The following is a 13,370-nucleotide window of genomic DNA, read 5'->3' as shown; positions in this document are numbered from 1 at the left end:
AGGCATGACGCATACGGGCAATCCCTTCGGACAGGTGCTCGTCGCCCTCATCACTCCGATGACGGCCGACGGTGAGGTCGACTGGCCCTCCGTCGAGAAGCACATGGACCGTGTGATCTCGGACGGTGCCGACGGCATCGTCGTCACCGGCACCACCGGCGAGACCTCGACGCTGACCGACGCGGAGAAGCTCCGCCTGGTCGAGGTCGGCAAGGACGTCGCCGCGGGCCGCGCGAAGATCATCACCGGCGGCGGATCGAACGAGACCGCGCACGCCATCGAGCTGTACAAGGCCAGCGAGAAGGCCGGCGCCGACGGCATCATGATCGTCACGCCGTACTACAACAAGCCCACGCAGTCCGGCATCCTCACCCACTTCCGTCTGGTCGCCGACGCGACCGACCTGCCGGTGATCCTGTACGACATCCCCGGCCGCACCGGCGTGCCGATCAAGTACGAGACCATCCTGCGGCTCGCCAAGCACCCCAACATCCTCGCTGTGAAGGACGCCAAGGGCGACTTCTCCGAGGTCAGCCGGGTGCTCAACCAGACCGACCTGATGTACTTCTCCGGCGACGACTCGAATGTGCTGCCGCACCTCTCGATCGGCGCCACCGGTCTGATCGGCGTCACCGCGAACATCACCTCCGCGCCGTACCGCACCATCGTCGACGCGGTGAACCGCGGCGATCTGGCCACGGCCACCGCCGAGCACAAGCGCCTCGAGCCGCTGGTGCGCGCAGCGATGACCCACGTGCCGGGTACCGTCTCGGCGAAGTACATCCTGCACGGCCTCGGCCGCATCGACAGCCCCCGCGTGCGCCTGCCCCTCGTCGGGCCGGAGGAGTGGGAGGCTGCAGCCATCGAAGACGAGCTCGCCCTCGTCAAGGACATCCCGGGTGCGGACTTCTCCGACTTCCGTCCCGACCGCAATGCCGCCGCAGGCGGCGCACTCCCCAAGGTGCACGGCACGACCAGATGACGGTCGTTCGTCGGCGGCCCGCAGACGGGCGCAGGGAGCAGATCACCGGGCGCGCAGCGCGCCCCGCCTAGGAGGCACCCATGTCCATCCCCATCGCCGACGCGGAACCCATCGCCGACGGCACCCTGCGCGTGACGCCTCTCGGAGGTCTCGGCGAGGTCGGCCGCAACATGACGATCTTCGAGTACGACGGCAAGATCCTCATCGTCGACTGCGGCGTGCTGTTCCCCGAGGAGCACCAGCCCGGCGTCGACCTGATCCTGCCCGACTTCGAGCCGATCAAGGATCGCCTCGACGACATCGTCGGCGTGGTGCTCACGCACGGCCACGAGGACCACATCGGCGCCGTGCCGTACCTGCTGCGTCTCAAGCAGGACATCCCGCTGATCGGCTCGGGGCTCACCCTCGCGCTGGTCGAGGCGAAGCTCAAGGAGCACCGCATCAAGGCCTTCACCCTGACGGTGAAGGAGGGCGATCGTGAGCAGGTCGGCCCGTTCGATCTCGAGTTCGTCGCGGTCAATCACTCGATCCCCGACGCCCTGGCCGTCGCGATCCGCACGGATGCCGGTCTGGTGCTGGCCACCGGTGACTTCAAGATGGACCAGCTGCCGCTGGACGGCCGCATCACCGACCTGCGCGCGTTCTCGCGCCTGGGGGAGGAGGGCGTCGACCTGTTCCTCGTCGACTCCACCAACGCCGATGTGCCGGGCTTCACGCCCACCGAGCGCTCGATCGGTCCGGTGCTCGACCAGGTGATCGGCAAGGCACCGCGCCGCGTCATCGTGGCGAGCTTCTCCAGCCATGTGCACCGCGTGCAGCAGGTCATCGACGCCGCGCACGCGCACGGGCGCCGGGTGGCGTTCCTCGGTCGAAGCATGGTGCGCAACATGACCATCGCTGAGCAGCTCGGATATCTGAAGGTGCCCGAGGGCGTGCTCATCGACTACAAGAAGGCGCGCGACCTGCCGGACGACAAGATCGTCTACATGTCGACCGGGTCGCAGGGCGAGCCTATGGCGGTGCTGAGCCGCATGGCGAACCTCGACCACGCCATCGAGCCCGGCGACGGCGACACCGTGATCCTCGCGTCCAGCCTCATCCCGGGCAACGAGAACGCGGTCTACCGCGTGATCGACGGACTGACCAAGCTCGGCGCGAACGTCGTGCACAAGGCCAACGCGCGCGTGCACGTCTCCGGTCACGCCGCGGCAGGCGAACTGCTGTACTGCTACAACATCCTGAAGCCGCGCAACGTGCTGCCCGTGCACGGCGAGTACCGCCACCTGATGGCGAACGCCAAGCTCGCGCAGGACACCGGCATCGCCGAGGAGCGCACGCTCATCGCGTCGAACGGCACGGTGATCGACCTCAAGGACGGCGTCGCCCGCGTCGCGGGTCAGCTCGACCTCGGCTTCGTCTACGTGGACGGCTCCACGGTGGGCGAGATCACCGACGCCGACCTCAAGGACCGTCGCATCCTCGGCGAGGAGGGCTTCGTCTCCGTCATCGTCGTGGTGGACGCCGCGACCGGCCGCATCATCTCGGGTCCGGAGATCCATGCACGCGGCATCGCTGAGGACGACGCGGTGTTCGATGACGTCGCGCCGAAGATCGTCGCGGCGCTCAAGGAGGCCTCGGGGAACGGCGTGCGCGACACGCACGCGCTCTCACAGGTCGTGCGCCGCACGATCGGCCGCTGGGTGAATCAGAAGCTGCGTCGTCGCCCGATGATCGTCCCGCTCGTCATCGAGGCGTAACGGTCCGGTTCACAAGCCGGGATTCGGTCGCGATCGCGCATCGAATCCCGGCTCCGCCCGCGTCATTGCGGGGATTTGTCGGTGCCCGGGAATACTGTGGAGACCATGGCCAGGAGCACCACGAAGTCCGAGCGCGCGTCCGCGGGCTCGAAGCGGCCTGCATCGTCCCGATCGTCCGCGGCGAAGCCGGCGAAGACCGCGCCTCCGCCCAAGAAGTACGTCGACGAACTGGACAAGCCGTCCATCGGTCTGCGTATGTGGATGGGCGTCGCGCACGGTGTCGGCGGGCTGTTCCGCGCCTTCGGTCCGGAGACCCTCGAGAAGGATCAGCGCCGCGACGGCTTCCCGTTCCTGCTCGTCCTGCTGGCGTGCATGGGCGCGGTTGTGGAGTGGTTCTTCATCGGCAACGACGTGGCCGCGCAGATCTCGGCGTACACGTTCGGCGGTCTGGTCGGCCGCACGGCCTTCTTCATGCCGATCCTGCTGCTGTTCCTCGCCGGATGGCTGTTCCGGCATCCGTCGTCGGTGCACGACAACGGCCGGATCGGCATCGGCTTCGGCATGCTCATCCTCTCGATCGCAGGAATCTGCCATGTCGCGGCAGGAGCTGCCGACAGCACGCGCCCGCAGCCACGCGACGGCATGCCCGAGCTCAGCCAGGCCGGTGGACTGTTCGGCTGGCTCGTCGGCGAGCCGCTCGCGCTGCTGAACCCGATCTTCGCCTACGTCGTGCTCAGCCTGCTCATCGGACTCAGCGTCCTGATCATCACCAAGACCCCGCCGAACCGCATCGGCCAGCGTCTCGGCGACCTGTACGCGTGGATGTTCGGCGCGGAGCGCCGCGAGAAGGCCGAGAAGCCGGCGGATGCCGCGGACGAGACGCTCGATGAGGACGACGGCGTACTGCCCTGGTGGCGGCGCAACAAGACCGGTCGCGAAGAGGATCCTGACGACGGGGTCGACTCGAAGGCCATCACCAAGCTGCTCGACGAGCCGACGGCGAAGGCGGCCTACGACCAGGCGGTCATCGTCGACGACCCGGCGGATGCCGCCACCGAGGTGCTCACGGATGTCAGCGCGCTGACCGAACTGCTCGACGAGCAGAACAGCGCGACAGCACTGATGGACGACTCCGGCACGACCGGCGAACTGCCCGGCTTCGACGGATTCGGCACGGCAGGACCGGGACAGAACGGGCCGCAGCCGCCGGCTGCGCCGTATGTGCTGCCGGCGCCCTCCGTGCTCGCCGAGGGGCCGCCGTCCGTGGCGCGCTCCGAGGCGAACGACCGCATCGTGCAGCAGATCACGAACGTGCTCACGCAGTTCAACGTCGACGCGAAGGTCACCGGCTTCTCCCGCGGCCCGACGGTCACGCAGTACGAGGTCGAGGTCGGTCACGGCGTCAAGGTCGAGAAGATCCTGCAGCTGAGCAACAACTTCGCCTATGCGGTGGCCTCCAACGACGTGCGGATCCTGTCGCCGATCCCCGGCAAGAGCGCGATCGGCATCGAGATCCCGAACACCGACCGCGAGACGGTGTCTCTCGGTGACGTGCTGCGCTCGCCGGCGGCGCAGAAGAGCACGCATCCGCTGACGATCGGCGTCGGAAAGGACGTCGGCGGCAATTTCGTCGTCGCGAACCTCGCCAAGATGCCGCACCTGCTGGTCGCCGGTTCCACCGGATCCGGTAAATCCAGCTTCGTGAACTCGATGATCACCAGCCTGCTGATGCGGGCCCGGCCCGCCGACGTGCGGATGGTGCTCATCGACCCGAAGCGCGTGGAGCTCACCAGCTACACCGGCGTGCCGCACCTGATCACGCCCATCATCACGAATCCCAAGAAGGCTGCCGAGGCGCTGCAGTGGGTCGTGAAGGAGATGGACATGCGGTACGACGATCTCGCATCGTTCGGCTTCCGCCACATCGACGACTTCAACCGCGCCGTCCGCGCCGGCGAGGTCGAGGTGCCTCCGGGCAGCGAGCGCGTGCTCAAGCCGTACCCGTACCTGCTGGTCGTGGTGGACGAGCTCGCCGACCTGATGATGGTCGCCCCGCGCGATGTCGAGGACTCGATCGTCCGCATCACCCAGCTCGCCCGCGCCTCGGGCATTCACTTGGTGCTCGCCACGCAGCGACCCAGCGTCGACGTCGTGACCGGTCTGATCAAGGCCAACGTGCCCTCGCGTCTCGCGTTCGCGGTGACCAGCGTCACCGACAGCCGCGTCATCCTGGACAGCCCCGGCGCCGACAAGCTGATCGGCCAGGGTGATGCCCTGTTCTCTCCCATGGGCTCGTCCAAGCCGTTCCGGCTGCAGGGCGCATGGGTGCAGGAGAGCGAGATCGACGCGGTCGTCAAGCATGTCACCGGCCAGGCCCGCCCGGAGTACCGTCCGGACGTGCAGGAGGGGGCCGCGACCGCGAAGAAGGAGGTCGACGAGGACATCGGCGACGACCTCGAGCTGCTGCTGGCGGCCGCCGAGCTCATCGTCACCTCGCAGTTCGGCTCCACCTCGATGCTGCAGCGCAAGCTGCGCGTCGGGTTCGCCAAGGCAGGCCGACTGATGGACCTGCTGGAGTCGCGTGAGATCGTCGGTCCCTCCGAGGGATCGAAGGCCCGTGACGTGCTCGTCACCGGCGAGCAGCTGCCGGAGGTGATCGCGCGCCTGCGCGGCGCTCCTGCGCCGACGCCCGCCGCCGCAGCGCCGGCCGCCACACCCCAGGCTCCCGTGGCGGATGCCGCAGACCCGTACCCGACCGATCCCATCGAGGCGCAGTACGACGGCCTGCCCGTCGTCGAGAGCGACGGCGATGAGGACGCCTGGGGCCTCACGGGGCGCGACTGATGGCGATTCCCCGGCAGCTCCCCAATGCGATCACCGTCGCCCGCATCCCGCTGGCGGTGGTGTTCTTCGTGCTCCTGCTCATGGGCGGCACGTACGGCGAGGTGCAGCCCGTGCTCCGCTGGGTCGCCGCGGTGCTGTTCATCGTCGCGATCTCGACCGACTGGGTCGACGGCTACCTGGCGCGCAAGTACGACATCGTCAGCGACTTCGGCAAGCTGTGGGACCCGATCGCCGACAAGCTGCTGACGGGCTCGGGCTTCATCGGGCTGGCGATCCTCGGCGAGGTGCCCTGGTGGATCGTCATCATCATCCTCATCCGCGAGTGGGGCATCACCGTGCATCGGCTGATGATCGTGAACGAGCACGTGGTCGCGGCGGCCTGGATGGGCAAGATCAAGACCGTCGTGCAGGGGGTGGCGCTCAGCTGGGCGTTGCTGCCGCTGCACGTGCTGGTAGGGATGCCGGTCTGGATCGTCGTCACCCAGACGCTCATGATCGTCGCGCTCGTGCTCACGGTCGCGAGCGGTGTGGACTACATCGTCGCCCAGGTGCGCGGTTCGCGCGCGGCACGCGGATGAGCGCCGCCGCCGACCTCATCGACGCGCTGCGCCGTCGCGGCTGGACACTCGGAGTCGCGGAGTCGTTGACCGGGGGAGCGGTGTCGGCGGAGCTGATCTCGGTTCCCGGTGCGTCGAACGCGCTGCTCGGCGCCGTCGTCGCCTACGCGACTCCCGTGAAGCACAGCCTGCTGGGCGTCGATCCCGGCCTGCTGGATGCCCAGGGCCCGGTGCATCCGGATGTCGCCCTCCAGATGGCAGACGGGGTGCGCGAGGCGGTTCGGCTCGACGGGCGTCCGGCCGATGTCGGCATCAGCACCACGGGAATCGCCGGCCCGGACTCGCCTGACGGGCAGCCGGTCGGCACCGTGCACATCGGAGTGGTGACACCTGAGACGCACGTGATCCGGTCGTACCTGTTCGAGGGCGACCGCGCGCAGGTGCGCCGCAGCAGCGTGGATGCCGCGATCACCGCGGCCCTAGAACTGGTGCGGGAATAGCAGAGGCCTCTTCCCGGTTCTTCCAGATGTGCTGATGACACAGCGAACGCTCACATCCGAACCACAGCGAGAAACAGTAGATTTGAAGATGCCAGGTGGGGTTAGACTGGCGATCCGTTCGGCGAGTCCGTCGAACCAGACGATGGAGGGGAGGTTCCGATGATCCTTGTACGACAGGAGATCGGCGATGTGCTCAGGGACTTCCGCCTGCAGAAGGGGCGCACGCTCCGGCAGGTAGCGAGCAAGGCGTCCGTCGCCCTCGGCTACCTCAGCGAGGTCGAGCGCGGGCAGAAAGAGGCGTCCAGCGAGATTCTCGCATCGGTCGCCGAAGCTCTCGACGTGCCCATCTCGACCATCATGCGCGAGGTCGGTGACCGCATCTCGGTGCTGGAGGGCCTGCAGGTCTTCCCCGACGTGGTGCCCGACGACCTGGTCGCTTCGGTCGAGCCCGAGCTCTCGCTGCGCTGACCGCGAATGCGCCGCAGCGAGTTCCTGCGCGCCGTTGAGGACGAATTCGGCGCGCGCGCAACGGCCCTGACCCAGGATCTGGTGTTGAGCGGCATCGGGTGCACGGCCGTCGAGGCGCTGGACGCCGGAGTGCCGCCTCGCGACATCTGGCTCGCGCTGTGCGAGGCGGCCGACGTGCCGCCGAACCGCAGATACGGTGTCGGGCGACTGGAGCCGCGTAGGCACTGACGGTGCCTCCGTACTTCTGATCGATGCCGAGACGGCGTGTCGTCGAAGAAGTGTTCGATAGGCGCGTATCGTTCTGCACAGATGGATTCCGGCCGGGATCTTCCCACAGCGAGGGGTATCGCCGACGCGATGTCGGTGGCCCCTCCTACGGTGAAGACATGGCCTGAAGCCATACGCCTTGTCGCAGATCCGACCCCGCCCGGGGTCGGGCGCGACAGCCTACAGGCGGCAGAACTCGAGCACCAAGGAGCACGTCATGCCCTCACCCGCAGACCGCGAGAAGGCCCTGGAATCCGCCCTCTCCCAGATCGACCGCCAGTTCGGAAAGGGCTCGGTCATGCGACTGGGCAGCGACGAGCGCGCGCCGGTCGAGGTCATCCCCACCGGATCGATCGCGCTGGACGTCGCCCTCGGCATCGGAGGACTGCCGCGCGGCCGCATCATCGAGATCTACGGCCCGGAGTCGTCGGGTAAGACCACGCTGACGCTGCACGCGATCGCGAACGCCCAGCGCGCCGGCGGTATCGCTGCATTCATCGACGCGGAGCACGCCCTCGACCCCGAGTACGCGAAGAAGCTCGGCGTCGACATCGACCAGCTTCTTGTGTCGCAGCCCGACACCGGTGAGCAGGCGCTCGAGATCGCCGACATGCTCATCCGCTCCGGGGCGATCGACCTGGTCGTCATCGACTCCGTCGCGGCACTGGTGCCGCGCGCCGAGATCGAGGGCGAGATGGGCGACTCGCACGTCGGTCTTCAGGCCCGCCTCATGTCGCAGGCGCTCCGCAAGCTGACCGGTGGACTGAACCAGACCAAGACCACCGCGATCTTCATCAACCAGCTGCGCGAGAAGATCGGCGTGTTCTTCGGATCTCCCGAGACCACCGCCGGTGGTAAGGCGCTGAAGTTCTACGCGTCTGTGCGCCTCGACATCCGCCGCATCGAGACGCTGAAGGACGGGTCCGACGCGGTCGGAAACCGCACCCGCGTCAAGGTCGTCAAGAACAAGATGGCACCGCCGTTCAAGCAGGCCGAGTTCGACATCCTGTACGGCGTCGGCATCTCCCGCGAGGGCAGCCTGATCGACTTCGGCGTCGAGCACGGCATCGTCAAGAAGTCCGGCTCCTGGTACACCTACGACGGTGACCAGCTCGGCCAGGGCAAGGAGAACGCCCGTAACTTCCTGATCAACAACGACGACATCGCCCTGGCGATCGAGACGCAGATCAAGCAGAAGCTCGGCATCGGCGGGGCTGCGGCCCCGGCGGAGCCTGCGGCCGACGAGCTGGCGCAGCGTCGTCCGGCCTGATCATGACGGACATGAGCGGGGGCGAACGCGACGACGATCGTCTCGCCCCCGTCATCCCCTTGTTCGGCGCGTCCACTGCGCCCCGCTCTCGGCACGGTGTGGGGGTGGACGCGGATGCCGACCCGACTGCGGGCGGCGACATCGTTCCGCGACGCACCGGTGAGGCCGGACTGTGGCGCTCCACCTGGGACGAGCGCGATGCCGAGCCTCCCGCAGACCCGGGTGCGCGGCATCCTGCCCATGGTGCGCATGGCCGTACGAAGGGCACGAGCGAGCAGCCCGCGACGGCTCCGCGGTTGCGCGCGCTCCGGCCTGCGCACGCGGCGGATGCGGAAGACGTCGCGGAGATGCCCGATCCGGACGAGCTCCGGAGTGCCGCCGAGGAGAGCCTGGTGCGCAAGCTGCGCGGTAGGGCGATGTCGGTGTCCGAGGCGCGCACTGCGCTGAGGGCGGCCGGGCTCGACGGCTCCCAGGTCGACGACGTGATCGATGACTTCGAGCGGCGGAAGTACCTGGACGACCGCACGCTCGCAGGCCACCTGGTCACCTCGGGTGTCGAGCGCAAGGGACAGGGGCGCGTCGCGCTCTCCCGCGCGCTCGCACAGCGCGGCATCCCACGGGAGATCATCGACGAAGCGCTCTCCGAGCTTCCCGACGACGATGCCGAACGTGCGCTCGAGTACGCGAGGACGAAGGCGCGCAGCATGGCGCGGCTCGATCCGGATGCCGCGCTGCGGCGACTGATCGGCCAGCTGTCCCGCCGCGGTTACGGCGGATCGGTGGCGATGAACGCCGCGAAGACCGCCCTGCGCGAGGCAGCGGGCGGTTCCTCGCGGGGTGTGCGGTTCGTGGAATCCGACTGAGGGCGACTGCGGCGGAGCCCACGCGCAGAGTCCGCTCGTAGAATGGACGGCATCATGACTACTCCGCGCAGCGAACCGACGATCATCGCGCCGTCGTCGGCGGCGATCGATGTCGACGGACATCACCGTTCCTACGAGGTGCGCACCTTCGGGTGCCAGATGAACGTGCACGACTCCGAGCGACTCTCCGGCTCGCTGGAGAGCGCCGGCTACGTCCGGGCCGCCGACGGCGAGGACGCCGACGTCGTCATCATCAACACCTGCGCGGTGCGCGACAACGCCGCCGGCAAGCTGTACGGCACGCTCGGGCACCTGAAGTCCAAGAAGGACAAGCACGAGGGCATGCAGATCGCCGTCGGCGGGTGCCTCGCGCAGATGGACAAGGATGCCGTTCTCGACAAGGCGCCCTGGGTCGACGTCGTGTTCGGCACGCACAACATGGGTTCGCTGCCCAGCCTGCTCGAGCGCGCCCGTCACAACGGCGAGGCGGAACTCGAGATCCTGGAGGCGCTGGAGGTGTTCCCCTCGACCCTGCCCACCAAGCGCGACTCCGCGCACAGCGGCTGGGTGTCGATCTCGGTCGGCTGCAACAACACCTGCACGTTCTGCATCGTCCCGAGCTTGCGCGGTAAGGAGAAGGACCGGCGCCCCGGCGACATCCTGAACGAGATCCGCCTGCTCGCCGACGACGGCGCGATCGAGGTCACGCTGCTCGGCCAGAACGTGAACTCCTACGGCGTCGAGTTCGGCGACCGCCAGGCCTTCGGCAAATTGCTGCGCGCGGCCGGCGAGATCCCGGGCATCGAGCGCATCCGGTTCACCAGCCCGCATCCGGCGGCGTTCACCGACGACGTCATCGATGCGATGGCCGAGACCCCCGCCGTCATGCCGCAGCTGCACATGCCGCTGCAGTCCGGCAGCGATCGCATCCTGCGCGCCATGCGCCGCTCGTACCGCAGCGAGAAGTTCCTCGGCATTCTCGATCGCGTGCGTGCGAAGATCCCGAACGCGGCGATCACCACGGACATCATCGTCGGGTTCCCCGGTGAGACCGATGAGGACTTCGAAGACACCATGCGCGTCGTCGAGCAGGCCCGATTCTCCGGCGCCTTCACCTTCCAGTACTCCATCCGCGAGGGCACGCCCGCCGCGACGATGGAGCACCAGGTGCCGAAGGAGGTCGTGCAGGAGCGCTACGACCGCCTGATCGCCCTGCAGGAGCGCATCTCGCTCGAGGAGAACCAGAAGCAGGTCGGCCGCGAGGTCGAGGTGCTGGTCTCGGTGGGCGAGGGCAAGAAGGATGCCGAGACGCACCGCCTCACCGGACGCGCCGAGGACAACCGCCTGGTGCACTTCGAGGTCACGCCCGGTTCCGACCTGCCCCGTCCCGGCGATGTCGTGACCGTGACGGTGACTCACGGTGCGCCGTTCCACCTGCTCGCCGACGACCCGACCGGTGCCCCGCTGCGCATCCGCCGCACCCGCGGCGGCGACGCCTGGGATCGCGCGCAGGCCGAGAGCTGCGCCCTGCCCGAGCCCGGCGCCTCCGGTTCGGCGGGTACGGTTCGCCTCGGGCTGCCCACGCTGCGCGTGGGCGTGTGACCGGCATCCGACGCCTGAACGGACGGATGCCATGACCCGGCGCCTCTGGGCGATCGTCGGCGCGACCGGCACGGGGAAGAGCGACCTCGCGCTGGATCTCGCTGAGTCGCTGCGCGCGCAGGGCAATCCTGCCGAGATCGTCAACGCCGACGCCATGCAGCTGTACCGCGGTATGGACATCGGTACGGCGAAGCTGAGTGAGGGCGAGCGCCGCGGCATCCCACACCATCTGTTCGACGTGCGCGAGGTCACGGAGGAGGCCGCGGTCGCCTGGTACCAGCCGCTCGCCCGTGCGGCGATCGCCGGTGTCCACGCCCGTGGCGGCGATGCGATCCTCGTCGGCGGTTCCGGGCTGTACGTATCGAGCGTGATCTTCGACTTCCGGTTCCCGCCACGGGATGCCGCGTTGCGCGCGGAACTCGAGGCGGAGCTCGAGGAGCGCGGCGCGGGGGCGCTCTTCGCGCGCCTGCAGTCGCTCGATCCGGTCACCGCCGCGAAGGTCGACCCCAAGAACGGACGCCGCATCGTGCGCGCACTCGAAGTGCTCGCGCAGGGGGCTGCGACGCATGGTGCCGCCTTGCCGGATGCACCGTTGCTCTGGCACCCGGACACCCGCATCATCGGCCTGCACGTCGAGCGTCCCGAGCTGGTGGAGCGGCTGGATCGCCGCGTGGAGCGGATGTGGGCGGACGGCCTCGTCGACGAGGTGCGAGGGCTGCGCGAGCACGGTCTCGAAGACGGGGTGACGGCACGCCGGGCGATCGGCTACGCACAGGCACTCGCCGAGCTCGACGGGCGGATGTCGCAGGCGGAGGCGATCGCCGAGACCCAGGCGCTGACCAGGCGCTACGCGCGCCGCCAGGTGTCGTGGTTCAAGCGTTACCCCGGGATCCGATGGTCCGAGCCGGGCGCGGGAGCCGGATCAGTCCTTGACTGAGAGTTCGTCGGGCTTGACGCCGAAAACGCGAAGTAACTAGCCGGCCCGATCCAGTTCACCAGGATCACGGGGATCCAAGCGGGCTTCGGACCGCGCACCTGCCGGGCGTCGCGAGATGCGAGATCCCAGAACGCCAGCGCCGCGAACGCGATCTGCACGATGCCCAGGACTGTGAGGAGCACCTTTCCGCCGGCGCTGAGCTGCTTCTTCTCGGACTTCTCGTCGCATCCCATGCCTCGAGTCTGGCGCACTTCGACACGAGGAGCGAGGGGTATCGAGTGTCCGTGGCCGCGGGCACCATGGGATCATGGCCACCCACTTCTACACTGCCTCCTCGCTGGACGGCTTCATCGCGACCACCGAACACTCGCTGGACTGGCTGCTCAGCCAGGACATCGATCCCGACGGCGCCATGTCGTACGGTGCGTTCATCGCCGACGTCGGCGCGCTGGCGATGGGGGCATCCACCTATGAGTGGGTGATGCGGCACGAGCAGGGACGGTGGACGTACGCTCAGCCGACCTGGGTCTTCAGCCATCGCAGGCTGGCGCCGCCGGAGGTGGGAGACGTGCGCCTGGTGCAGGGGGATGTGCGGGCGGTGCACGACGAGATGGTCAGGGCGGCAGAGGGAAAGGACCTGTGGATCGTCGGCGGGGGAGACCTCGCCGGGCAGTTCGCGGATGCCGGCCTGCTCGACGAGGTCTGGGTGCAGTTCGCCCCGGTGACTCTGGGATCCGGCGCGCCGCTGCTTCCTCGCAGGCTCGATCTGGAACTCATCGACGTCGCGCGCAACAGGGCGTTCGCATGCACGCGCTATCGTGTGCTGAAGAGTGCACAGGCCGAAGGGAACGCATGAGCGTGCAGATCCGGACCTTTGTCCCCTCCGACGAGGACGCCGTCGTCGCGCTGTGGGAGGAGGCCGGGCTGACGCGCCCGTGGAACGACCCCCGCGCCGACATCGAGCGCATGCTCGCGGTCTGGCCGGATCTGATCATCGTCGCCGAAGATGACGGACGGATCGTCGGCACAGTCATGGCGGGATATGACGGCCACCGCGGATGGATCTACTACCTCGCCAGTGCGGCCGACCGCCGTGGTGAGGGCATCGGCCGGATGCTGGTGGAGGAGTCGGAGCGCCGCCTGATCGCCCTGGGGTGCCCGAAGGTGCAGCTCATGGTGCGCCCCGGCAACGAGATCGTCTTCGCTTTCTACGACCAGGTCGGCTACGAGCGCTTCGACATCGGGATGACGGGGAAGCGGCTCATCGTCGATGCCCCGGCGGAGACCGTCGTCTGAACGGGCGTCCGCCGGCCGCCGAATAGA

The 13,370-nt window shown here is 68.4% G+C and carries 14 protein-coding genes; 13 read left to right on the top strand and 1 reads right to left on the bottom strand.

The features are described from left to right. The first annotated feature begins 4 nt into the window (after nucleotides 1-4). The 11 genes from dapA to miaA all read left to right on the top strand — a co-directional run bounded on the left by dapA (nucleotide 5) and on the right by miaA (nucleotide 12,047). On the top strand, nucleotides 5-982 hold the full coding sequence (dapA, locus tag DY023_RS07295) for a 4-hydroxy-tetrahydrodipicolinate synthase (RefSeq protein WP_116241686.1): 978 nt from the start codon (nucleotides 5-7) through the stop codon (nucleotides 980-982). An 80-nt stretch (nucleotides 983-1,062) separates the two neighbouring features. Continuing rightward, complete coding sequence (locus DY023_RS07290; protein ID WP_116241685.1) at nucleotides 1,063-2,739, top strand: ribonuclease J; 1,677 nt, start codon at nucleotides 1,063-1,065, stop codon at nucleotides 2,737-2,739. A gap of 105 nt (nucleotides 2,740-2,844) precedes the next feature. Continuing rightward, nucleotides 2,845-5,583 carry an FtsK/SpoIIIE family DNA translocase gene (locus DY023_RS07285; RefSeq protein ID WP_116241684.1) on the top strand — a complete coding sequence of 913 codons (2,739 nt, stop codon included), beginning with the start codon at nucleotides 2,845-2,847 and terminating at the stop codon, nucleotides 5,581-5,583. Beyond that, nucleotides 5,583-6,161 carry a CDP-diacylglycerol--glycerol-3-phosphate 3-phosphatidyltransferase gene (gene pgsA, locus DY023_RS07280; protein ID WP_116241683.1) on the top strand — a complete coding sequence of 193 codons (579 nt, stop codon included), beginning with the start codon at nucleotides 5,583-5,585 and terminating at the stop codon, nucleotides 6,159-6,161. Before DY023_RS07285 ends, pgsA begins: the two co-directional genes overlap by 1 nt. Further along, entirely contained in the window at nucleotides 6,158-6,640 is a 483-nt protein-coding gene (locus tag DY023_RS07275; RefSeq protein ID WP_116241682.1) for a CinA family protein, read from the top strand. The genes pgsA and DY023_RS07275 overlap by 4 nt, the downstream gene beginning before the upstream one ends. A gap of 159 nt (nucleotides 6,641-6,799) precedes the next feature. After that, entirely contained in the window at nucleotides 6,800-7,108 is a 309-nt protein-coding gene (locus tag DY023_RS07270) for a helix-turn-helix domain-containing protein (protein ID WP_116241681.1), read from the top strand. A gap of 6 nt (nucleotides 7,109-7,114) precedes the next feature. Beyond that, on the top strand, nucleotides 7,115-7,336 hold the full coding sequence (locus tag DY023_RS07265) for a DUF3046 domain-containing protein (RefSeq protein ID WP_116241680.1): 222 nt from the start codon (nucleotides 7,115-7,117) through the stop codon (nucleotides 7,334-7,336). Between the two features lie 256 nt (nucleotides 7,337-7,592). Beyond that, complete coding sequence (gene recA / locus DY023_RS07260; RefSeq protein WP_116241679.1) at nucleotides 7,593-8,645, top strand: recombinase RecA; 1,053 nt, start codon at nucleotides 7,593-7,595, stop codon at nucleotides 8,643-8,645. Nucleotides 8,646-8,656: 11 nt separating this feature from the next. Beyond that, nucleotides 8,657-9,508 carry a regulatory protein RecX gene (locus DY023_RS07255; RefSeq protein ID WP_245958626.1) on the top strand — a complete coding sequence of 284 codons (852 nt, stop codon included), beginning with the start codon at nucleotides 8,657-8,659 and terminating at the stop codon, nucleotides 9,506-9,508. A 54-nt stretch (nucleotides 9,509-9,562) separates the two neighbouring features. Next, nucleotides 9,563-11,110, top strand: coding sequence for a tRNA (N6-isopentenyl adenosine(37)-C2)-methylthiotransferase MiaB (gene miaB, locus DY023_RS07250; protein ID WP_116241731.1), 1,548 nt, complete (start codon nucleotides 9,563-9,565; stop codon nucleotides 11,108-11,110). A gap of 31 nt (nucleotides 11,111-11,141) precedes the next feature. Then, the gene (miaA, locus tag DY023_RS07245; protein WP_116241677.1) at nucleotides 11,142-12,047 is read left to right on the top strand and encodes a tRNA (adenosine(37)-N6)-dimethylallyltransferase MiaA; all 906 of its coding nucleotides are present in this window, start codon (nucleotides 11,142-11,144) and stop codon (nucleotides 12,045-12,047) included. On the opposite strand, the gene DY023_RS07240 is transcribed toward miaA, so the two are convergent. Further along, nucleotides 11,990-12,280 (bottom strand): PLDc N-terminal domain-containing protein, encoded by a 291-nt coding sequence (locus DY023_RS07240; RefSeq protein WP_116241676.1) that lies wholly within the window; start codon nucleotides 12,278-12,280, stop codon nucleotides 11,990-11,992. The two genes, miaA and DY023_RS07240, sit on opposite strands and share 58 nt — an antisense overlap. Before the next feature lie 74 nt (nucleotides 12,281-12,354). Here DY023_RS07240 and DY023_RS07235 point away from each other — a divergent pair, with 74 nt between their 5' ends. Further along, nucleotides 12,355-12,903, top strand: a complete 549-nt coding sequence (locus DY023_RS07235; RefSeq protein WP_181905757.1) for a dihydrofolate reductase family protein — start codon at nucleotides 12,355-12,357, stop codon at nucleotides 12,901-12,903. Continuing rightward, nucleotides 12,900-13,343: a GNAT family acetyltransferase gene (locus DY023_RS07230; RefSeq protein ID WP_116241674.1), complete on the top strand. Its 444-nt coding sequence runs from the start codon at nucleotides 12,900-12,902 to the stop codon at nucleotides 13,341-13,343. Before DY023_RS07235 ends, DY023_RS07230 begins: the two co-directional genes overlap by 4 nt. Nucleotides 13,344-13,370: the final 27 nt, after the last annotated feature.

Origin of the sequence: Microbacterium bovistercoris (assembly GCF_003387575.1) — a bacterium.
In the GTDB taxonomy this organism is placed as follows: domain Bacteria; phylum Actinomycetota; class Actinomycetes; order Actinomycetales; family Microbacteriaceae; genus Microbacterium; species Microbacterium bovistercoris.
The sequence above is the reverse complement of the archived record's forward strand: the minus strand, read 5'-3'. Positions and strand labels throughout refer to the sequence as shown.

What these genes read in the sequence shown, in the direction of transcription:
- dapA (WP_116241686.1), top strand. Translation starts at nt 5, where the DNA reads ATGACGCATACGGGCAATCCCTTCGGACAGGTGCTCGTCGCCCTCATC.
- DY023_RS07290 (WP_116241685.1), top strand. Translation starts at nt 1,063, where the DNA reads ATGTCCATCCCCATCGCCGACGCGGAACCCATCGCCGACGGCACCCTG.
- DY023_RS07285 (WP_116241684.1), top strand. Translation starts at nt 2,845, where the DNA reads ATGGCCAGGAGCACCACGAAGTCCGAGCGCGCGTCCGCGGGCTCGAAG.
- pgsA (WP_116241683.1), top strand. Translation starts at nt 5,583, where the DNA reads ATGGCGATTCCCCGGCAGCTCCCCAATGCGATCACCGTCGCCCGCATC.
- DY023_RS07275 (WP_116241682.1), top strand. Translation starts at nt 6,158, where the DNA reads ATGAGCGCCGCCGCCGACCTCATCGACGCGCTGCGCCGTCGCGGCTGG.
- DY023_RS07270 (WP_116241681.1), top strand. Translation starts at nt 6,800, where the DNA reads ATGATCCTTGTACGACAGGAGATCGGCGATGTGCTCAGGGACTTCCGC.
- DY023_RS07265 (WP_116241680.1), top strand. Translation starts at nt 7,115, where the DNA reads ATGCGCCGCAGCGAGTTCCTGCGCGCCGTTGAGGACGAATTCGGCGCG.
- recA (WP_116241679.1), top strand. Translation starts at nt 7,593, where the DNA reads ATGCCCTCACCCGCAGACCGCGAGAAGGCCCTGGAATCCGCCCTCTCC.
- DY023_RS07255 (WP_245958626.1), top strand. Translation starts at nt 8,657, where the DNA reads ATGAGCGGGGGCGAACGCGACGACGATCGTCTCGCCCCCGTCATCCCC.
- miaB (WP_116241731.1), top strand. Translation starts at nt 9,563, where the DNA reads ATGACTACTCCGCGCAGCGAACCGACGATCATCGCGCCGTCGTCGGCG.
- miaA (WP_116241677.1), top strand. Translation starts at nt 11,142, where the DNA reads ATGACCCGGCGCCTCTGGGCGATCGTCGGCGCGACCGGCACGGGGAAG.
- DY023_RS07240 (WP_116241676.1), bottom strand. Translation starts at nt 12,280, where the DNA reads ATGGGATGCGACGAGAAGTCCGAGAAGAAGCAGCTCAGCGCCGGCGGA.
- DY023_RS07235 (WP_181905757.1), top strand. Translation starts at nt 12,355, where the DNA reads ATGGCCACCCACTTCTACACTGCCTCCTCGCTGGACGGCTTCATCGCG.
- DY023_RS07230 (WP_116241674.1), top strand. Translation starts at nt 12,900, where the DNA reads ATGAGCGTGCAGATCCGGACCTTTGTCCCCTCCGACGAGGACGCCGTC.